Origin of the sequence: Helicobacter pylori (genome assembly GCA_008032935.1) — a bacterium.
In the GTDB taxonomy this organism is placed as follows: Bacteria; Campylobacterota; Campylobacteria; order Campylobacterales; family Helicobacteraceae; genus Helicobacter; species Helicobacter pylori_CX.
Map to the genome: position 1 here is coordinate 452,643 of CP032039.1, position 20,198 is coordinate 472,840.

A 20,198-nucleotide genomic window follows, 5' to 3' on the forward strand; every position below is an offset into this window, starting at 1 on the left:
GTTTAAATGGTTCTATGTGTTTTTAGATTTTTAGAACCGATCTAAAAGAAAACTTTTTTCATCAAGTTTCTTTTTTAAAAAAGCCTAAAAATTTCTTAAACACTTCTTTAGGATCGAATGCATCACACACCTTGCACCCATACATGCCAATTAAAATCACAAGCCAGCTCACATACACCCAGCTCATCAAAAACCACAAAATAGAAACGCTCCCATACAGCTCATGGTAAGTGCGGTTATACAACACATAATAAGTGAAGGCCCATTTTAGCACATGCCAAGAAACGCTCGTAAAAAACACCCATAAAAACACCCAAAAATAATGTTTAAACACCTTATTTGTAGGAATGGTAAAAAGGATCAAAAAAAACGCGTAAGTGCCTATCCATCTTAAAACATGCAACAAATTTGAATCTTTATCTTCAAAAAACACTTGGATCTTAATATCAAAAAACACCACTAAAGGCAGAGCGAATAAAAACACTAAAGTCGTGCCAAAACCCCAAAATAAAAAGATTTCTTTACCCTTAAAATGCGCATAATCTCTGGGCTTTGCTTGAAAAATTTTTGATGTGATGGAGCGGTAATTTTCACAAAAAAGCACCAACGCCACCACAATAGACACTTCTTCAAGCGTGCCTAAGGTCATGTCTGTTTTTTTAAAATTTTCTAAAAAATCCTTAATCGCGCCAATGAGTTTAGGGGCGTTGGGGAAAATCAAGGCTTCCATTTCACCGCTGTGCGCTTGCAAGTAATGAGACACAAAAAGACTAAACACAAACAACAAAATAGGCGATAAAGACAAAATCGTATAAAAACTCAAGCTGGAAGCGTAGTAAAACAATTCGCTCAAGCCTAAAAAAGCGTTTTTCAGACGCTTGGGGAAAATCATTCTAAGAAGGCGCAAAAACCCTCTAACGCTTTTAAAAAATTCCCTCATCAATGACAACTTGTCGCCATTGTCAAGCCATAAGAGAGCAGTTTTTCTATATCTTTTTTAGGGGCTTTGCCTTTGGTGGTTAAATAATCCCCCAACACCACCGCATTGATGCCGTATTCAAAAAGCTTGGCTTCCTTTTTATCGTTATCTTTAAACACCACTTCACGCCCCCCAGCCACCATAAGCCTAGCGTTAGGCAAAAACTCTTTAGCCAAAAGCACGCATTCTAGGGCTTCATCCGCGCTTAAAGTCTCTGCATCAATGGGCAATACTGGGTTTTTAATGAAAAAATTAATGGGCGTGGTGTGCGGGGAGAGCGAAGCTAATGCTCTAAGCATTTCAATCCTGTCTTCCCAGCTCTCATTAAGCCCAAAAATCCCCCCACTGCACAAGCCTAATCCCGCCCTTAATGCGTTTTCGCATGTGATAAACCTTTCTTCCCATGTGTGCGTGGAACAAATCTTAGGGAAGAAATTTTGCGAAGTCTCTAAATTATGGTTATAACTATGAATGCCCGCATCTCTTAAAAACTCTAATTGCTCCAAATCCGCGCGCCCGCAGCATGCGATTAGATGCAAGCCTAATTCTTCTTTGTTGATGGCTTTAGCCAATTTAGCGATGTATTCGCATTTTTCATCGTCTAATTCGCGCCCTGAAGTAACCAGACAAAACCCTAAAGCCCCCAATTCCCTTAACGCTCTGGCCTCTTGTAAAACCACTTTTTCATCTTTGAATTTATAGCGCTTGATCGCTCCTTGATGGTGTGAGCTTTGCGTGCAATAAGCGCAATCTTCTTTGCAATCCCCACTGCGCACATTGGAAATAGAACATAAAAAAATCTCTTGCATAATCATTCCTTTGTTTTAAAAAAGTTGGTTTTTTGAGACTGATTATAGCAAAGAAAAAGAAGCGCTTTTGATTTTAAGGGCTTTATTCCATTAAATATTAAAACTAAAACTTTATTTGATTTTAATTTAATTGTTCGCTAGCGCCTCTAAAGCCAATCTCAAAACTTTACGCTATAATTTTCTCACTTTTTCATTAAGGGATTTCATGCAAGATTCATTCACTCAAAGTTACCCCCCCCCCCAATCAGCAATAAAAGATCGCACGCCAAATAACGCACCCAGTAATGGAGAAATAGATCTACCCACCCACATCACCAGTAATTTAAAAAAAGAGCTTAGAGATTATCAAAAAAAAGCGATATATAATTATTTAGAAAAACGCCAATCCAACCCCACTCAAAAGCATTTCATGTTTGAAATGGCCACCGGTAGCGGTAAAACCTTAGTGATGGCGGGTTTGATTTTAGAATGCTACAAGCAAGGCTATCAAAACTTCATCTTTTTTGTGAATAGCACCAGCATTTTAGAAAAAACGAAATTGAATTTTACAGACAGCGTTTCATCAAAATACCTTTTTAGTGAAAATATTAATATCAATGATGAAAATACAGAAATTAAAAGCATCAATAATTTAAACGAGAGTCATAACAACGCTATCAACATTTATTTTAGCACCATTCAAGGCTTGTTTTCATTATTCACTAAAGCTAAAGAAAACGCTATCACCCTAGAGGATTTAAAAGATCAAAAATTAGTTTTTTTAGCGGATGAAGCGCACCATTTAAACACAGAGACTAAAAAGAAATTAAATGATAGTGAGGCTAGTGAAAAACGCAATTGGGAAAGCGTGGTGAAATTAGCCCTAGAACAAAATAAAGACAATTTATTGCTGGAATTTAGCGCCACTATCCCTAAAGAAAAAAGCGTTAAAAACAAATACGAAAACTTAAAGGTGGTAACTTACACCTTAAAAGAATTTAGCGAGGATAAATTTTGCAAAAACATCTACTCCCTTTCTTATGAAAATAAAGCATTAGAAACGCGCTTTTTAGGGGCATGCGTTTCCAGTTTGTATAAAGAATTACTAGCCCAACACCATAATATTGAAAACTTTAAACCATGCATTTTGTTTAAAAGCGAAAGGATTGAAGAGAGTAAAAAAAATCAAGAGCGCTTCAACGCCTTTTTAGAAAATTTAAGCCCTTTAGATTTGGAAAATTTTTTCCATTACAGCCGCAACGCTTTTTTTAAAGCCGCTAAAAACTTTTTTGACAAGCAAAAATACACCCCTAACCTTGTGGCATTCTTGCAAACGAAATTCAAAAAAAGCACCCAGATTAACACCAATAACGAAAAAGAATTAGAAAAGAGCATGCTCTTATTAAACTCCCTAGAAGACAGAGACAACCCTAAAAGAGTGATTTTTAGCGTGGATAAGCTCAATGAAGGCTGGGATGTGTTGAATTTGTTTGACATTGTCAGGCTTAAAAATAAAGCGAATCAAAAAGACACCACAAAAGACGCCCAGCTCATAGGGCGAGGAGCGAGATACTACCCCTTTAGCTATAACGATTTCAAGCCAAGCCGCATAGAGTTTTACCAACGCAAATTTGATCTTTCCAACCCCTTAAGCGCGCTAGAGAGATTAGACTACCATGCCATTTATAACAGCGAGTTTATCGCTCAATTAAACAACGAGTTACAAGATTTAGGATTAGGATTTGTAAATGAAAAACAGACTATCCCTTTAACACCCACCAAGCGTTTCAAATGCTACTATGCGAGCAATACAAAAGACAAGAATAAAAACCTATTCAATAAAGACTATACAGACTCTGTTAAGGTCAAGCTCCAAAGTTTGCATGTCCCCTTATTTGGCTTTATTGTGCGTGAAAAGAAAGTGGATTTTAAAGAAGAAAATAAAGGCGATACAACTTATTATATACCCCACACTTTAGATAAAATCCCTATAAACTATTTTTTAAAAGCTCTTAATTTAAAAAACCTGGATTTCAAAACGCTTAAAAAAGCCTTTAAAAAACATCCCTTTAACAATAAAGTGGGATTTATAGAGCAATATATTTCTCCATTAAAAACAAACTTCCATAAAAACCAAAAGTTTGATAACAACGAAATCCTTTTAAAACTCGCTGTTTATATCATTGAAAACTTAAAAGACACGCTTTTAAAAGAGCAAGATAAACCTAGCGTGAGCGCGTTAGAATTGAAAGAATTTGAAACGCATAATAAAAGCCTTAGCGCTAGCGAATGGGAAAAAAACATTCCCCCCTATGAATGGCTGCTTTTTAAAGACATGCGAAAACTAGACAGCGATTTAGAAAGGGAGTTTTTAGATTTTATCAATAAAAATAAAGAGATTTTAGACAAGAAATTCAAAGAATGGTGCGTTTTAAGGAACGATCATTTCGCTGAATTAAAAGTTTTTTGCGATATAGAAGGCCCCTTTTACGCGCAAGGTTTTGAGCCGGATTTTATCCTTTTTGCTCAAACGCATAGCGATGAATTTTTAGGCTTCACTTGTTACATGGAAGCTAAAGGCGAGCATTTAGAGCCTTCTAACGCTTGGAAAGAAGAGTTTTTAGAAATGCTAGAAAACGCCACGCTTAAAAGCCATGACAAAAAACTCCATTTAAAAGGCTTGCCTTTTTTCACGCTCCATAATAGCGTAGTCAATGGCGAATTCACAACCGCTTTCAATCAAATTTTTAAGGACAAAGAATGTTAAAAACCCCACTCAAAACCCTACTGGATATTTTAATTAATCATTTCACTAAAGAGCGCTTAGAAACTTTAATCCTACAGAATGATGAAAAGCTTTTAACTTTCATGTTTGAGCATGAAAACGCTAACGACTACAAAAACGCTTTTTTTAAAATGATCGCCAACACGCTTGTATTCAATCAAGAAGCGTTATTGGAATGTTTAGAAATAAAAGAATTAGAAAAATCTTTCACACGATTTAAAAATAAAATAGGCTTATATTCACAAGGGGGCTTTTTAAAGTCTAGCGGATCCGTCGTTTTGCATTTCCCTTTTAAAGACAATGTTTTACTGGGTAGCACTAAAGATAACAGCACCAAATCTAACGAGCTTTTTTACCATGAAATATTGCATAAAAAAGAAATTGACACGCTTTTAAATAAAAAAGCGTTGTGTCATTTTGAAATGCATGGACAAGGCGATTTAGAAAGCGCTTTAAAAGACAAGAACACGAACTATCTTATCAAAGGCAATAATTTGATCGCTCTTCATTCTTTAAAAAAGAAATTCGCTAAAAAAGTGAAATGCATCTACATTGACCCCCCTTATAATACGGGTAATGACAGCTTTAATTACAACGATAATTTCAACCACAGCTCATGGCTAGTGTTTATGAAAAACAGGCTTGAAGCGGCTAGGGAATTTTTAAGCGATGATGGCGTGATTTTTGTGCAATGCGATGACAACGAACAAGCTTATTTAAAAGTTTTGATGGATGAGATTTTTTTTAGGGAGAATTTTGTGAATTGTATAGTGTGTGAAATGAGCAATGAGTCGGGAAATAAAATTCAACATGCAATTCAAGGAAAAAAATTTCCAAAGGTTAAAGAGTATATATTAGTTTATGCAAAAAATAAGGAAAATGTATGCTTAGCAATACCGAAAGTTCAAAAAAGAAAATGGGATAAAGAATATAACATTATCATTCCAACGCTGTCAGAATATATTTCTAATACAATAGATACTTTAATTGCTAGTAATAACGAAAAAGAACTTAATGAGATTTTATCTTGTCATAGGCTTATGCCTTTAAGTCAATATTTGCAAAATAATAATATCAAAGAACAAGATGAATGGAAGTTTGAAAACTCATATAGAATTTTTGCATCAAAACCTAATATAGCACTTAGGGATAAGGCAATTACTCTACATTTTAATTCTCAAATTTATGCTTTAAAAAATTCTCATGAAAATGTTAAAATTATAAGGACAGATTTTAATAGAAACACAGATACGGCGAGAATTGAATTAGTTTCTGCAAAAAACAACCAATCTGTATTTTTAAGTGATATTTGGAAAAAAATTGTTACAACAGGAGGAGTTGCACAAGAAGGGGGTGTAATTTTAAAAAATGGTAAAAAACCAGAACATTTACTAGAAATTATTCTAATGTCAGCCACAAAAAAAAACGATCTCGTGTTAGACTTTTTTGCCGGGAGCGGGACGACTTGCGCGGTGGCGCACAAAATGAAACGCCGCTACATTGGCATCGAGCAAATGGACTATATAGAAACAATCACCAAAGAAAGGTTAAAAAAAGTCATAGGGGGCGAGCAAGGGGGCATTTCTAAAAAATGCGGTTTTAAGGGGGCGGGAGTTTTGTCTATGCTGAATTGAAAGAAGTGAATTTAGAAATTAAAAAACAAATCCTTAACGCTAAAAGCGCGAATGAATGCCTAAAAATCTTTAACGATCTTAATGAGCGCTTTTTAAAACGCGCCGATTGTAAGATTGATGAAATCCATAGCGAAGAGTTCCAAAATTTAGATTTAAACGAGCAAAAAAGGATTTGTTGTGCGCTTTTAGACTCTAACGAAGACTATTTAAACTTGGGCGATATTGACGAAGACGCATGGGGGATAGATGGGATCACTAAAAAATACAATGAAATTTTTTATTCTTAAGTTCAATCATTCAATGCGTGCCGTTTAACGCATCAAAACGCTATACACTAGGCTATTTAGTGGGTAAAAACAAACGATTAAAAATATTGTTGTAGTATTCAAGCCAATCAAAAAGGAGCAAAACATGAAAATCTTTAAAAACCTGCTCTGTTTTAGCTTGATTGCTATGGGTTGGCTCCAAGCGGACATGCTGGATAATTTCACTAAGGCTATTAACAGCTACACCACTAAAAAGCTTAATGAAATCAAGGATTAAGTAAATAGCGCTAACCCCACTAAGACCTATGCTAATGGCATTCTCACTAACATTGATTGTAAAGTCTTAAAAAATAACTTTTATTCGGTGTGTTATTCTAGCGAGTTAAAAAACCCTATTTATGGCGTGAGCGTGTTGTTTGGGGATTTAGTGGATAAAAATAATATTGAAAAACGCTATGAGTTTAAAACGGACACACGATTAGCCAAATACCAACAAGCCACGACACAAGATTACACAAGAAGCGGTTTTGATAGGGGGCATTTTGTGGCGAATGACGCTTCTTTTGATTTTGCGTCTAACCCTTTAAGAGAAACTTACAGAATGACTAATATCACCCCTGAAGCCAAAAACACCAACAGGCATTCTGTTTTATCAGTAGAAAAAGAGGGCCGTAATTTGGCTAGGAAATACCATCAAGTTTTAGTAGAAGAACTCACCATCATCAAACAGGGTTATAGGACTTTTAGCTCTAAGAATATCGCTATCCCTAGCGGGTTTTGGTACCACTATGATATAAGCCTAACCGATAACTATGAAAACGCTAAAAGCGAATGTTTTTACATCCCTAATGACAACCAAAAATATCCCTTACAAAAAATGAGAAGAGATTGTAAAGAATATGAGCAAGTTGAAAAGCAAGTGGTTTTTAAGAACGATAAAAACGCTGAGTTGAATGAATTGCCTAAGTATCTTAACAACGCTAAGAAGTATTAAAACCGCCCTTAAAATGTCTCATAAAAACACCGGTATTTTTGATAAAAAGGTTTAAGGAATCAAATCCCTAAACGGCTAAAATTTGTTTTTGTTGGAAGCGTTTCATAAGATCTGAATTTAAGATAATCTCTTATGGTTGTAGATCAATCCATGCTATCCACAGGCAATCCACATGAAACAGCCTATAAGGACAATCCAAAAACACCCCCTTTTGCTTCTAGCAACTCTAAAAACAACGATATGTAAATTTTAAATTATTTTACATCATTTTACTTTACATGAACCTTTACATGAATTCCTGGAGTTTGTTCGCTTGCACCATCCATTCTGCAAGGCTTTCATAATCGTTATTTTCTATCCAAGCCTTAGCTTGCGCGATTTCTTTTTCGCATTTTTTAATCGCTTCTAAGACATTGTCTCGGTTTTGTTTGAAAATATCTTTCCACATTAAAGGCGAGCTTTTAGACAAACGGCTCATATCCCTAAAACCCCCACCCGCTAAGGATAAAATCATCTCTGGGTCGTTTTGCTTTAAAACGCTATTAGCTAGAGCGTAGCTCAAAACATGGGGTAAATGGCTGATATAAGCCACATGGGTGTCATGCTCGTTGGATTTCATTTTAATCAAGCGTGCTTTAATGCCTAAAAAGATTTCTTTAGCGATCTCTACTTGCTCAGTCCCTGAATCTTCTAAATCGCACAATATCACCAAAGCGTTTTCATACAGCCCCTTAACGCTCGCTTTAGGGCCATAAAACTCTGTCCCACACATGGGGTGCGCGGCGATGAAATTTTGACGGATGCTTTTAGGGATATTGTGAATGATTTGCGCTTTTGCCCCCCTAAATCAATAATCGTTGCGCTTTTTTTGATAGAGGTCATTTTTTTCAAACATGCAATGATGCCCTCAACCGGAATGGCTAAAAAAATCACATCGCATTCTAAAATCTTTTCAAATCCCACGCACTCATCTACAAGCCCCAAAGTCAAAGCCAATTTAGCATGCAAAGCGTTATGATCATAGCCTATAACGCTTTTAAAACGCCCCCATTCTTGTAAGGCTAGCCCTAAACTGCCCCCCATAAGCCCTAAACCAATAATGCCTGCTTTCATTCTAAAGTAAGGTTTTTTCTAACACTTCAGCGATGTTTTTCACCGCAACGATGTTTAAATTCTCTCGCACTTCAGCAGGGATCTCGTCTAAATCCCTTTCGTAATTTTTGACAGGAATGAGAGCGGTTTTAATGCCGGCTTTAAAAGCAGCGATCAATTTTTCTTTCAACCCTCCTATGGGTAAAACTTCCCCGCTCAAAGTCAATTCGCCCGTCATCGCCACTTCGCTTCTTGTAGCTCGGTCGCACAAAATGCTCGCCATCACGCTCGCCATAGCGATCCCAGCACTCGGGCCGTCTTTAGGCGTAGCCCCTTCAGGGACATGCAAGTGCAAATCGTAAGCGTTATAAACTTTCAGCGCTTTTTTCTTTTTCTTGCCCTCTGCATCGGCCTCGCTAGGGATTTTGGGCGCTTTTAAGGTTTCGTTATCCAACAAGACTTTGACAACAGAAAAGGCAATAATGGCGGATTCTTTCATCACATCGCCTAAGCTCCCGGTGAGTTTCAATTCCCCCTTGCCCCTAATCTTAACCGCTTCAATTTTAAGCACATCACCGCCCACTGGAGTCCATGCCAAACCATTGACGATACCGATTTTATTTTCTCCATCTATGGGGTCAATTTCAAACACCATGCGTTCTAAATACTCTTTAAGGTTGTTAGGCGTGATAGAGACGCAGAAATCTTTGTTCTCGCCTTTTTGATTTTCGCTTTTTTGATCTTCGCCTTTTTTATCTTCGTTTTTCTTGGTTCGCCCTTTTTTGTGCGGGTTATCTTCTAGGTATTTTAAAGCCGCTTTACGCATAATCGTTGCGATTTGTCTTCGTAAATCCCTAACGCCCGCTTCTCTGGTGTATTTTTCAATAATGAGTTTCAAACACTCATGGCTAATATCCACTTCGCTAGGCTTTAAGGCGTGCTTTTCTAATTCTTGGGGGATGAGGTAGTTTTTAGCGATCTCTTCTTTTTCGCTAGGCGTGTAGCTGGACACGCTGATAAATTCCATTCTGTCTCTTAAAGGGGCCGGGATTCTGTCAATATTATTAGCAGTAGCGATAAAAATCACTTGCGACAAATCAATGCTGAAATTCGCGTAATGATCCCTAAAGGCGATATTTTGCTCAGGGTCTAAGATCTCTAATAAAGCGCTCGCTGGATCGCCCCTAACGCTCCGATCCACCTTATCAATTTCATCTAAAACCATGACCGGATTCATCTTTTTGGCTTCAATAAGCCCTTGGACAATACGCCCGGGCATGGAGCCTATATAAGTGCGTCTGTGCCCTCTTAGTTCATTCACATCTTCTAAGCCCCCTAAAGCGATTCTCACTAAAGGACGCTCTATCGCTTTAGCGATGGAATTAGCCAAACTCGTTTTACCCACGCCAGGAGGCCCATAAAAGCATAAAATCGTGCCTTTAGTTTTGTCTTTTTTTTCTGGCTTTTTCTTGTGGCGCATTTCTAAAAGCTGCATGGTGGCAAAGTATTCCACAATGCGCTCTTTAGGCCTTTTTAAGGAATAATGATCGTTATCTAGTTGCTCTTTGACATGCTTAATGTCTAGTGCTTTTTTTTCATATTGCCCAAAAGGCACATCTAACATGGTTTCAATGTAATTTTGTAAAGTCGCACTATCAGAGCTGTCTGCATGGGTTCGGCTCAGCCGGTCAATTTGCTTTTTAATCTCCTTAAACGCTTCTTCTTTTAAAAAAGGCTTGATGCTTTCTAGTTTTTGGTAGTATTGGTTTAAATCTTCATCTCGCTGTTTGTCTGTGCCAAGCTCTTTTTGGATTTGTTTGAGCTGCTCTTTTAGGAAATATTCCTTATTGGTTTGCTCCATTTTTTGATGGACTTTGGATTTGATTTCTTTTTGGAGCTTTTGGGTTTTAGTTTCTTCTATCACAATATCAATCAAATCCAACAAACGCTGTTCGGTGTTGTTGTTGGCAAAAAGAGAATACGCTTGATCTTTTTTTAAATGCAAGGCCGCTGCGATTAAATCAGCGATGCGGTTAGGATCGTCATTGTCTTCTAAAGCCTTGATCAAATCCGGGGGGAAGAGCGAGCTGACATTGGCTAGAGTGATCACTTTTTCTTTTAACACCTCCACGATAGCTTGAATGTTTTCTTTATCGTATTCTAAATATTCAATAGGGCTTATTTGAGCTTCCAAAAAGCCTTGCTCGTTTTCTTTAGCGGGTTCTAAAATGCGCCCCTTAGCGATGCCATTAAAGAGCAATTTCACGCGCCCATTAGGCATGTTGGCTTCACGCATGACAGAGCCTATCACCCCCACATCATAATAAGGGGCTTCATTATCGTTCAATTTGTCTTTTTGGCATGCAATAAAGACTAATGATTTGTTGTTTTTAGCGTAAGCCACCGCCTTGATGCTCGCGTTATTTTGCAAAAAAATAGGGGCTATCATAAAGGGGTATAAAAAAGTGTCTTCTTCTACCAATAAAGGCAGAATTTTAGGAAAATATTCAGTCATTTTTCATCTCTCTGTTATAAATTTGTATGGTTTTGAAATATCCTACCAATCAAAAATTAACACATACCAAGGCATGTGCGATGGTTTGGGTTTAGTCTCTTTTTCTAAAGTCTCATCTATCCTTTCTAAATAGCGTTTCACGCCCTCAGGCTTGTGGCGTTTTTTATAGACATTCGCGATCGCGCGATTGAGCTCATTTTGCCCTAAAATGAATTTGATTTGCATGTATTCTACATAGGGGCGGTAACGGCTGTTAGGGTATTTTTCTATAAATTCGCCTAAACTCACAATAGAATTAGAGATAAATTCCTGGTCTTTAGAATGGTTTTTGAAAGCGTAATAATGCGATTGCAATTTTAAAAAAGTCAAATAATCCACATTGTCTTTTGTCCCAAAGCGCTTGATGTATTCATCAAAGTAAAAAGACGCCAAAACATACTCTTTCTTTTTCATGTGCGCTTGCCCTAAAGCTAGCATCGCCTCTGGGACAAGGGGGGAATTGATGTGTTCGCTCTGTAAAGAAGAATAGTAATTGTCCGCTGTTTCTAAATTAGCAAAAAGGATTTCTCTCAAAATCCCTTGATACCAAAAGATCGCCGGTTTGTTGTATTCGTCTTTTTTTTTCTTTTTGTTCGCGCAACCGGTGCCTATCACAATAATCGCCATTGCGATAAAAAGGAAAGTTTTAAAATGTTTTAAACGCATGCCACCTGTCTTATAAAATTAAATTTTTGAATAACTCATGGTTATTTTTTCTTATCTTTCTTATTCCCACCGAATAATGTCAGCACCATTTCTCCAAATCAAGCCCAACCGCACTAAAAAGACGCCACCCATCGCTAAAATGAGATTTGCTGGGATTATTTTTCTTGATTTGTGGTTTTATTTTGCTCATTCCTCACTCCTTGTTATATTTTATAATTCTTCAGTTAAACTTCCATCTTTAAACTTCCATCTATGGTTAAGTTATTGGGATTATACCCAAAACTAGCAAAAATTGATTTTACCAAAATTGTTTGATATAATACAGAGTTTAGTTTAGAAATCATTGAGCGCTGGTTTTAAGGCGGTCTTTTATTCTTTAAGGAGAAGATTTTGTGCTTTTTTAAAGGGAATGCAATCGCCTATGATTTTTGATGTGAAAGCGCCTATATTAGGGTTTGAAACCATTCATAAAATGCACTTGCAAAAGGTTGATGAAATCTTTTTGCGTTTGAATAGTGCAGAAGAGAATTCCGTGGTGTCTTTCACGCTGGTTAATCCCTTTGCTTTAAGAAAATACGAATTTGAAGTGCCTACCCCCTTAAAAATCCTTTTAGAATTAGAGGGAGCCAAGAGCGTTCTGGTCGCTAATATCATGGTCGTTCAAACCCCTATTGAGCTTTCCACCGTGAATTATTTAGCCCCTTTAATTTTCAATTTGGACAAGCAGCTCATGGGGCAAGTGGTTTTGGATTCTAACAAATACCCACACTACCATTTAAGAGAGAATATTCTAAGCCACACGCATGAATGATGCATGAGCGGTGCATGAGTGGTGTCTGTGTAAAGCGTTTCTTTAAACTTATGGCGCAATGCATTGGTGTTTTTGCAAATACAAGCGAGCGGTTTTCTTATGGTATAATAGCGGTTATTTTTTAGAATAACCAACGCTAAAAATAGCGCTTTAATTGAATCCAAAACAAGGAGTTTATTTTATGGAACAAAGCCATCAAAACTTGCAATCTCAATTTTTTATAGAGCATATCTTACAGATTTTACCTCATCGTTATCCCATGCTCTTAGTGGATAGAATTATAGATTTACAAGCCAATCAAAAAATTGTCGCTTATAAGAATATCACTTTTAATGAAGACGTGTTTAACGGGCATTTCCCTGATAAGCCCATTTTCCCGGGCGTTTTGATCGTAGAGGGCATGGCGCAAAGCGGAGGGTTTTTGGCTTTCACTAGCTTGTGGGGGTTTGACCCTGAAATAGCCAAAACAAAAATCGTGTATTTCATGACGATTGATAAGGTTAAATTCCGCATTCCTGTAACCCCAGGCGACAGATTAGAATACCATTTAGAAGTCTTAAAGCATAAGGGCATGATCTGGCAAGTGGGTGGCACGGCTCAAGTGGATGGCAAAGTGGTCGCTGAAGCCGAATTAAAAGCCATGATCGCAGAGAGAGAATAAAAATGAGTAAGATTGCAAAAACAGCCATTATCTCTCCTAAAGCAGAGATTAATAAAGGCGTAGAGATTGGGGAATTTTGCGTGATTGGGGATGGCGTCAAACTAGATGAAGGCGTGAAACTCCATAACAATGTAACCTTACAAGGGCATACTTTCATCGGGAAAGACACCGAAATTTTTCCTTTTGCCGTGCTAGGCACACAGCCTCAAGATTTAAAATATAAGGGCGAATACAGCGAACTGATTGTTGGAGAAGACAACCTTATTCGTGAATTTTGCATGATAAATCCCGGCACTGAAGGGGGGATTAAAAAAACCCTTATTGGGGATAAAAACCTGCTCATGGCTTATGTGCATGTCGCTCATGATTGCGTGATTGGCAGCCATTGCATTTTGGCTAATGGCGTAACTTTAGCAGGGCATATTGAAATAGGCGATTATGTCAATATCGGCGGTCTTACCGCAATCCATCAATTTGTGCGTATCGCTAAAGGGTGCATGATAGCCGGTAAGAGCGCTTTAGGCAAAGACGTGCCGCCTTATTGCACCGTAGAGGGCAATCGCGCTTTTATTAGGGGGTTAAACCGCCACAGGATGCGCCAATTATTAGAGAGTAAGGATATTGATTTCATCTATGCGCTCTATAAAAGGTTGTTCCGCCCTGTCCTCTCCTTAAGAGAGAGCGCTAAATTAGAGTTAGAAGAGCATGCCAATAACCCTTTTGTAAAAGAGATTTGCTCTTTTATTTTAGAGAGTTCTAGGGGCGTGGCGTATAAGTCAAGCGAATATTCTAGCGAAGAAAAACAAGAGGAATAACATGAACGAAACGCTTTATTGCAGTTTTTGCAAAAAACCAGAATCCAGAGATCCCAAAAAACGCCGCATTATTTTTGCGAGCAATCTCAATAAAGATGTGTGCGTGTGCGAATATTGTATAGATGTGATGCATGGGGAATTGCACAAATACGACAGCAAATACGACAGAATGGATTCTTTATTCGCTCTCAAAAGAGACCGATTGAGGCGAATGGAATCTAATGCTTATGAAGAAGAGTTTTTGCTCTCTCGCATTCCAGCCCCTAAAGAGCTTAAGGCGGTTTTAGACAATTATGTGATAGGGCAAGAGCAGGCTAAAAAGGTTTTTTCCGTAGCCGTGTATAACCATTACAAACGCTTGTCTTTTAAAGAAAAACTCAAAAAACAAGACAACCAAGACAGCGATTTAGAGTTAGAGCATTTAGAAGAAGTGGAGTTGAGCAAGTCTAATATTTTATTGATCGGCCCTACAGGTTCAGGCAAGACTTTAATGGCGCAAACTCTCGCCAAGCATTTGGATATTCCTATCGCTATTAGCGATGCGACTAGCTTGACTGAAGCGGGTTATGTGGGCGAAGATGTGGAAAATATCCTCACAAGATTGTTGCAAGCGAGCGATTGGAATGTCCAAAAAGCCCAAAAAGGCATTGTGTTTATTGATGAAATTGATAAAATCAGCCGTTTGTCAGAAAACCGCTCCATCACTAGAGATGTTTCTGGCGAGGGCGTTCAGCAAGCGTTGTTAAAAATCGTTGAAGGCTCTTTGGTGAATATCCCCCCTAAAGGCGGCAGAAAGCACCCTGAGGGCAATTTCATTCAAATTGACACGAGCGATATTTTATTCATTTGCGCCGGAGCGTTTGACGGGTTAGCTGAAATCATTAAAAAACGCACCACGCAGAATGTGTTGGGTTTCACTCAAGAAAAGATGAGCAAAAAAGAGCAAGAAGCGATCTTGCATTTAGTCCAAACCCATGATTTGGTTACTTATGGGCTTATCCCTGAGCTTATTGGCCGTTTGCCGGTTTTAAGCACGCTAGATAGCATCAGTTTAGAAGCGATGGTGGATATTTTACAAAAACCTAAAAACGCTCTCATCAAGCAATACCAGCAGCTTTTCAAAATGGATGAAGTGGATTTGATTTTTGAAGAAGAAGCCATTAAAGAAATCGCCAAACTCGCATTAGAAAGAAAAACCGGGGCTAGGGGCTTAAGGGCGATCATTGAAGATTTTTGTTTGGATATTATGTTTGATTTGCCCAAGCTTAAGGGATCGGAAGTGCGTATCACTAAAGATTGTGTTTTGAAACAGGCTGAACCTTTGATCATTGCTAAAACGCATTCTAAAATTCTTCCTTAAGGAACACGCTTATTAAATTTAACGATAAAGGATTAGAAAGGGCATGATTTTTAGCAAATTGATCGGTTTGTTTTCGCATGATATTGCCATAGATTTAGGCACGGCTAACACGATCGTGTTAGTCAAAGGGCAGGGCATTATTATCAATGAGCCTTCTATTGTGGCGGTGCGCATGGGGTTGTTTGATTCTAAAGCTTATGATATTTTGGCAGTGGGGAGTGAGGCTAAAGAAATGCTAGGCAAAACCCCTAACAGCATCAGAGCGATTCGCCCCATGAAAGATGGCGTGATTGCCGATTATGACATTACCGCTAAAATGATTCGCTACTTTATTGAAAAAGCGCACAAACGAAAGACATGGATTCGCCCGCGCATCATGGTGTGCGTGCCTTATGGATTGACAAGTGTGGAAAGGAATGCGGTTAAAGAGAGCGCTTTAAGCGCGGGGGCTAGAGAAGTCTTTTTGATTGAAGAGCCTATGGCAGCCGCGATTGGAGCAGGCTTACCGGTGAAAGAGCCTCAAGGGAGTTTGATCGTGGATATTGGCGGCGGCACGACTGAAATTGGCGTGATCAGTCTTGGGGGGCTAGTCATTTCTAAAAGCATTAGAGTGGCTGGGGACAAATTGGATCAAAGCATCGTGGAATATATCCGCAAGAAATTCAATCTGTTGATAGGGGAGCGCACCGGCGAAGAGATTAAGATTGAAATCGGTTGTGCGATCAAATTGGATCCGCCTCTTACTATGGAAGTGTCAGGGAGGGATCAAGTGAGCGGGTTGTTGCACACGATTGAATTGAGCTCTGATGATGTGTTTGAAGCCATTAAAGATCAGGTGAGAGAAATCTCTAGCGCTTTAAGGAGCGTGCTTGAAGAAGTGAAGCCGGATTTGGCTAAAGACATTGTGCAAAATGGCGTGGTGCTTACCGGCGGTGGGGCTTTGATTAAGGGCTTGGACAAGTATCTAAGCGATATGGTTAAACTCCCTGTGTATGTGGGCGATGAGCCTTTATTGGCCGTAGCCAAAGGCACAGGAGAAGCCATACAAGATTTGGATTTACTCAGCCGTGTGGGTTTTAGTGAATAATGCATGCGTTTTTATTTTAAATTCCTTTGGCTTTTAGGGATTTTTCTTATTTTTTATTTTTTAGATTTTAAGGGCAGTTCTTCTTATATCAGCGACAGGATTAAAAATGCCTTGATGAGCGCTAAAAACAGCCTATTGGACAACATCCAAGCGTATTTTTTTCAAGCCAAAAACATTAAGGAATTCCAAAAAGAACGCTTGATTTTAGAAGCTTTAAAACTAGAAAACGCCGATTTGAAAGAGCGTTTGAATAGCGTTTATCCTTTAGAAAAGCCAAAAATGGTCTATTCTCCCACTTTTATGACTTCATTCACCAGTTTAGAAGACACGCACAGCGTCTCTCTCAACCCTATCATGAATTTAGAAGAAAATAAGATTTATGGCCTTGTCTCCCACAATCAAGCCATAGGCATTGCCGTGCTAGAAAAAGGGCGCTTGAATGGGTTTTTGAACGCTCACAAGCGGTGCGCTTATAGCGTGATGGTAGGCAAAAATCAAGTGTTAGGCTTTATAGGATCTAATTTCAAGCAAGAATTAGTCGTGGATTTTATTGTCCCAAGCGCTGAAATCAACATAGGCGATCAGGTGCTAACGAGCGGGCTAGATGGGATTTTTGGAGCGGGGGTGTTTGTGGGCGAAGTTTCAAGCATTGAAGATCATTACACTTATAAAATCGCGGTGTTGAAAAACGCTTTTTTAAGCGACGCCAAACTTTTAAGGCATGTGTTTTTAAGCGATGTGAAAAACTAGCGCTCTATTCAAGGCTAATTCAAGCGCATTTTTAACCCCTTTCAATAAAACTAGGCTAATTGTTTTAGAAAAAAAATCTTTTAATTCCCCTTCTTTAATCCAATCATCTCTATAACGCTCCCCCACACCATCCTTATCCCCATAAAATTTTAAAACCACTTTGATTTTGAGATTGGGATCGTCTTTAGGGTTAAAAATTTTATCTTTAAAAAGTTTATATGCGTCTGCCTTATGTTCGTAATCAGTGTGTTTGCTCCCTTTAGGATCAATGAAGCAAATGATCTGTGTGCCGCCTTTTTCTAGCCAAAAGATAAAATCAGGGAAAAAGCGCCTTTCTGCAGCGTTGTCTATATAGGGGATAAATAAATTGTCTAAATGCTCATCAATCTTGCTGAACGCCCAAAAATCATAGTTGTCTTGCAGCGTTTCTGTAATCTTTAACAACTCTTCTAAAAAATCGCTCTCGCTCTTTACTTTAACCACATGCTTAAGCCAATCGCAGTTTTTGGCTTTAATGAGTGGGGTGTAGTAATGCTCTTTGAGTTTTAACAGCTCTGCTTCATCAACTTTGAATGTTCTGTCTTGTTTGTGCTTTTCTGTATCATAAGGATCGATCTCGCCTTGCGCGATTTTTATTCTTTCTTTATCCAAAGGTGCATACTCTTTCACTTCTTGGATTTTTTTAACCAATTCTTCTTTTTTATCCGCCTTAACTTTAACCCTTTTAAAATGCACGATTTTCTCATTATCTAGGGCGTTAAACTCATCTTTAGGCACTTTTTGATTGGGGTATAGCTTGCCTTTAATTTCAGAAATCATGTAATCTAAATCTTTATAATGCCAAGTTGATACCTTTTTAAAATGCACTGTTTGTATCAAGTCTTTTAACAGTGCGTAATCTTTAGGGTTATAAATTTCATGCTTTAAAATAAAATGTTTTTCACTCATTAAATGAAAATACTCTTTTAAATCCTTAAAATTTTTTTCGCTCATTTTAAACGAAGCGCTTGGAGAAATTTTAAGAGCGTTGGTTTGTTCTTTTCGGTAGCAAGGCACGAATAAGGCGTGTTTTATGGGCGTTTTTTCTAATTTGATTTCATGCCATGAGCCTCTATTTTCGCCCCCATTCTCGCTCTCTTTTTGGAACTTTAAAATCGCTTCAAGGCTTGCATGGTTAGTGGGTATCACAAAAAGCGTTTCTAACATTGCAGCGTTTGGTTTCAATTTTTCTTTAATGGCTTCATCTATGTCTAAATACGCTAACCTTTGGCGTTGGTTTTTGACGCTTTCAATCCTTACGCCCCTGCCAAAAGATTGTTTCACCAGCTTTTTAGCGTCATCATCAAGCCCTATATTTAAAAATAAAATCACGCTAGGCCTTGTGCTGTCCCACCCAGTGTCAAAAGTGCGAGACCCCACTAAGATATTGATACTGCTCTTATCAATCTGGCTGAAATAGCTCTCTTCTTTAAAGCTCAAATTCTTACTCACCACCTTCACGCTCTTTAATTTTTCACGGATCCATTCGGTAATATCGCCTATTCTAATCAAGCAAAAGACTTTATCGCTTGTGTTGAGCTTGAAAGCGATTTCTTGGTTGTTTTTAGGGTTAATGATCACTTCAATATGCCCGTTACTGGCATAAAAAACTTCTTCTTTTAAGCCTTTAAAATCCATATCGTTTAAACTTTCTTTAAAAACCTTAACCTTATAGTCTTTATCTTTATCATCGCTAAAAAGAAATTCCGGATTCTTTAATTCCTCTAATAAATCGTCTTTAGCCTTTAAAAAATCGCTTCCATCGTCATTTTCAATCACGCGCGCTAAAGTTTTAAAAAAGATTTCTGCATCGCTGTTTTCCACGTTCACAGAATGCGTGAACACGAGCATTAAAGGGTCGTAAAAATAGCCTTCTGTTTTATAGCGTTTTTGCATGCCTAAAAGCAATAACGCCTTTAAAAGAGCGATTTCTTTTTCCCTATCGTTTAAATCCTTTAATTCCTTAAAAGCGTTTAAATTGTTTTTCTTCAATAAGACAGATTCTTTGCCATAGCCAAGCTTCACCCACTCGCCCACGCTCAAATTATACACCGCAGTGATGAGATCGCTCTCTTCGGTGAAAGTGGCGCTGAAATTGAATAAAAACCCTTTTAAAGACAGCAGGCTAAAAATCGCCTGTCTTTTGCTTTCAGTCTTGTTCCCCTTATGCGCTTCATCTAAAATCACATAGTTTTCCCCATTATCCCAATAATCCTTATAATTTAAAAGGTTTTCCTTGCTTTCTTCATCATTCATTAAATCCGCGCGGTAATAAAAAAGAACGATTTCTTTCATTAAAGAATCTTTTGGAGAGTGGTAAAAATCCTTATTCTTAACGCTTTTAAGGTTTTTGAAATCAATTTGTTTAAAATAGTCTTTACCCCGGTTGTATTTTTCAATTTCTTTTTCAAATTGCTTGATCAAATGCTCGTTCGCGCTAAAAAACATGATATTTTTCTTAGGGATTAAACCCATTCTTATAGCCACGCTTAAAAGCTCTACTAGTTTGATGATGACAATCGTTTTACCGCTCCCTGTGGCCATGTAAAAGGCTAGGCGGTTGATAAAATTTTCAAAACTCACGCAATCATTTTCTACCTTAAAATGACTTTTTAACAAAGGATTGAGTTTCTTTTTAGCGAAATCGCAATTGGCGAATGAATAATGTTTTTGATAAAAAGCGTAAAATTCTTTTTTATTCTCTTTGAAATCTCTAAAATAAGCGACAAGCACTCTAAAAGCGTTAATCAAAGCTTGCTGTTGGTAATCTAAAAGCTCCTTATCATTATCAAAGCTTTTAAAGTCTAACATTTCTAACGGCTCGTTAATCTCGTTAGCGTTCAATTCCTCTTCAGCGAGTTTTTGAGCGACAAAAATTTCATTATTTCTTATTTCTTGTTTTTTCTTTGCCATGATT

The 20,198-nt window shown here is 37.9% G+C and carries 13 protein-coding genes and 4 pseudogenes; 9 read left to right on the top strand and 8 right to left on the bottom strand.

All coding sequences use genetic code 11. From position 1 onward, the window contains the following. Nucleotides 1-61: 61 nt before the first annotated feature. The 3 genes and pseudogenes from D2C78_02275 to D2C78_02285 form a co-directional block, all read right to left on the bottom strand. On the bottom strand, nt 62-940 hold the full coding sequence (locus D2C78_02275; protein ID QEF34880.1) for a YihY family inner membrane protein: 879 nt from the start codon (nt 938-940) through the stop codon (nt 62-64). Then, nucleotides 940-1,788, bottom strand: a complete 849-nt coding sequence (locus D2C78_02280) for a biotin synthase (protein QEF34881.1) — start codon at nt 1,786-1,788, stop codon at nt 940-942. Before D2C78_02280 ends, D2C78_02275 begins: the two co-directional genes overlap by 1 nt. Next, nucleotides 1,739-1,919: pseudogene (locus D2C78_02285) on the bottom strand (hypothetical protein). Before D2C78_02285 ends, D2C78_02280 begins: the two are co-directional and overlap by 50 nt. Between D2C78_02285 and D2C78_02290 the strand changes: the two are divergent. The 3 genes and pseudogenes from D2C78_02290 to D2C78_02300 all read left to right on the top strand — a co-directional run bounded on the left by D2C78_02290 (nt 1,919) and on the right by D2C78_02300 (nt 7,446). Next, nucleotides 1,919-4,534, top strand: a complete 2,616-nt coding sequence (locus tag D2C78_02290; protein QEF34882.1) for a restriction endonuclease — start codon at nt 1,919-1,921, stop codon at nt 4,532-4,534. The pseudogene D2C78_02285 and the gene D2C78_02290 overlap by 1 nt on opposite strands. Continuing rightward, nucleotides 4,528-6,473 (top strand): annotated as a pseudogene (locus tag D2C78_02295) (site-specific DNA-methyltransferase). Before D2C78_02290 ends, D2C78_02295 begins: the two are co-directional and overlap by 7 nt. A 295-nt stretch (nt 6,474-6,768) precedes the next feature. Further along, a complete protein-coding gene (locus D2C78_02300) occupies nt 6,769-7,446 on the top strand; it encodes a DNA/RNA non-specific endonuclease (GenBank protein ID QEF34883.1) in 678 nt (225 codons plus the stop codon). Nucleotides 7,447-7,732: 286 nt separating this feature from the next. On the opposite strand, the pseudogene D2C78_02305 reads toward D2C78_02300, so the two are convergent. The 3 genes and pseudogenes from D2C78_02305 to bamD form a co-directional block, all read right to left on the bottom strand. Further along, nucleotides 7,733-8,529: pseudogene (locus D2C78_02305) on the bottom strand (prephenate dehydrogenase). A gap of 31 nt (nt 8,530-8,560) precedes the next feature. Then, a complete protein-coding gene (gene lon / locus D2C78_02310; GenBank protein QEF34884.1) occupies nt 8,561-11,053 on the bottom strand; it encodes an endopeptidase La in 2,493 nt (830 codons plus the stop codon). Nucleotides 11,054-11,095: 42 nt separating this feature from the next. Next, nucleotides 11,096-11,758 (bottom strand): outer membrane protein assembly factor BamD, encoded by a 663-nt coding sequence (gene bamD / locus D2C78_02315; protein QEF34885.1) that lies wholly within the window; start codon nt 11,756-11,758, stop codon nt 11,096-11,098. Between the two features lie 421 nt (nt 11,759-12,179). Between bamD and D2C78_02320 the strand changes: the two genes are divergently transcribed. Next, on the top strand, nt 12,180-12,569 hold the full coding sequence (locus D2C78_02320; protein ID QEF35803.1) for a flagellar assembly factor FliW 2: 390 nt from the start codon (nt 12,180-12,182) through the stop codon (nt 12,567-12,569). Here the strand turns inward: D2C78_02320 and D2C78_02325 are convergent. Further along, nucleotides 12,527-12,733 (bottom strand): flavoprotein oxidoreductase, encoded by a 207-nt coding sequence (locus D2C78_02325; protein QEF34886.1) that lies wholly within the window; start codon nt 12,731-12,733, stop codon nt 12,527-12,529. The genes D2C78_02320 and D2C78_02325 overlap by 43 nt on opposite strands. Nucleotides 12,734-12,750: 17 nt before the next feature. On the opposite strand from D2C78_02325, the gene D2C78_02330 reads away from it, so the two are divergent. The 5 genes from D2C78_02330 to mreC are packed head-to-tail and all read left to right on the top strand — an operon-like array spanning nt 12,751 to nt 17,242. Further along, a complete protein-coding gene (locus D2C78_02330; protein QEF34887.1) occupies nt 12,751-13,230 on the top strand; it encodes a beta-hydroxyacyl-ACP dehydratase in 480 nt (159 codons plus the stop codon). Nucleotides 13,231-13,232: 2 nt separating this feature from the next. Beyond that, nucleotides 13,233-14,045 (top strand): acyl-[acyl-carrier-protein]--UDP-N-acetylglucosamine O-acyltransferase, encoded by an 813-nt coding sequence (gene lpxA / locus D2C78_02335; protein ID QEF34888.1) that lies wholly within the window; start codon nt 13,233-13,235, stop codon nt 14,043-14,045. Nucleotide 14,046: 1 nt separating this feature from the next. Beyond that, nucleotides 14,047-15,405 carry an ATP-dependent protease ATP-binding subunit ClpX gene (clpX, locus tag D2C78_02340; GenBank protein QEF34889.1) on the top strand — a complete coding sequence of 453 codons (1,359 nt, stop codon included), beginning with the start codon at nt 14,047-14,049 and terminating at the stop codon, nt 15,403-15,405. A 43-nt stretch (nt 15,406-15,448) separates the two neighbouring features. Next, complete coding sequence (locus D2C78_02345; GenBank protein ID QEF34890.1) at nt 15,449-16,492, top strand: rod shape-determining protein; 1,044 nt, start codon at nt 15,449-15,451, stop codon at nt 16,490-16,492. A 3-nt stretch (nt 16,493-16,495) separates the two neighbouring features. Next, nucleotides 16,496-17,242 (top strand): rod shape-determining protein MreC, encoded by a 747-nt coding sequence (gene mreC / locus D2C78_02350; GenBank protein QEF34891.1) that lies wholly within the window; start codon nt 16,496-16,498, stop codon nt 17,240-17,242. Between the two features lie 54 nt (nt 17,243-17,296). Here the strand turns inward: mreC and D2C78_02355 are convergent. After that, nucleotides 17,297-20,194: pseudogene (locus D2C78_02355) on the bottom strand (restriction endonuclease subunit R). Nucleotides 20,195-20,198: the final 4 nt, after the last annotated feature.

Excerpts from the sequence above, each read along its gene's own strand:
- bamD (QEF34885.1), bottom strand. The coding sequence starts at position 11,758 with ATGCGTTTAAAACATTTTAAAACTTTCCTTTTTATCGCAATGGCGATT.
- D2C78_02345 (QEF34890.1), top strand. The coding sequence starts at position 15,449 with ATGATTTTTAGCAAATTGATCGGTTTGTTTTCGCATGATATTGCCATA.
- lon (QEF34884.1), bottom strand. The coding sequence starts at position 11,053 with ATGACTGAATATTTTCCTAAAATTCTGCCTTTATTGGTAGAAGAAGAC.
- D2C78_02330 (QEF34887.1), top strand. The coding sequence starts at position 12,751 with ATGGAACAAAGCCATCAAAACTTGCAATCTCAATTTTTTATAGAGCAT.
- lpxA (QEF34888.1), top strand. The coding sequence starts at position 13,233 with ATGAGTAAGATTGCAAAAACAGCCATTATCTCTCCTAAAGCAGAGATT.
- D2C78_02280 (QEF34881.1), bottom strand. The coding sequence starts at position 1,788 with ATGCAAGAGATTTTTTTATGTTCTATTTCCAATGTGCGCAGTGGGGAT.
- D2C78_02275 (QEF34880.1), bottom strand. The coding sequence starts at position 940 with ATGAGGGAATTTTTTAAAAGCGTTAGAGGGTTTTTGCGCCTTCTTAGA.
- mreC (QEF34891.1), top strand. The coding sequence starts at position 16,496 with ATGCGTTTTTATTTTAAATTCCTTTGGCTTTTAGGGATTTTTCTTATT.
- clpX (QEF34889.1), top strand. The coding sequence starts at position 14,047 with ATGAACGAAACGCTTTATTGCAGTTTTTGCAAAAAACCAGAATCCAGA.
- D2C78_02320 (QEF35803.1), top strand. The coding sequence starts at position 12,180 with ATGATTTTTGATGTGAAAGCGCCTATATTAGGGTTTGAAACCATTCAT.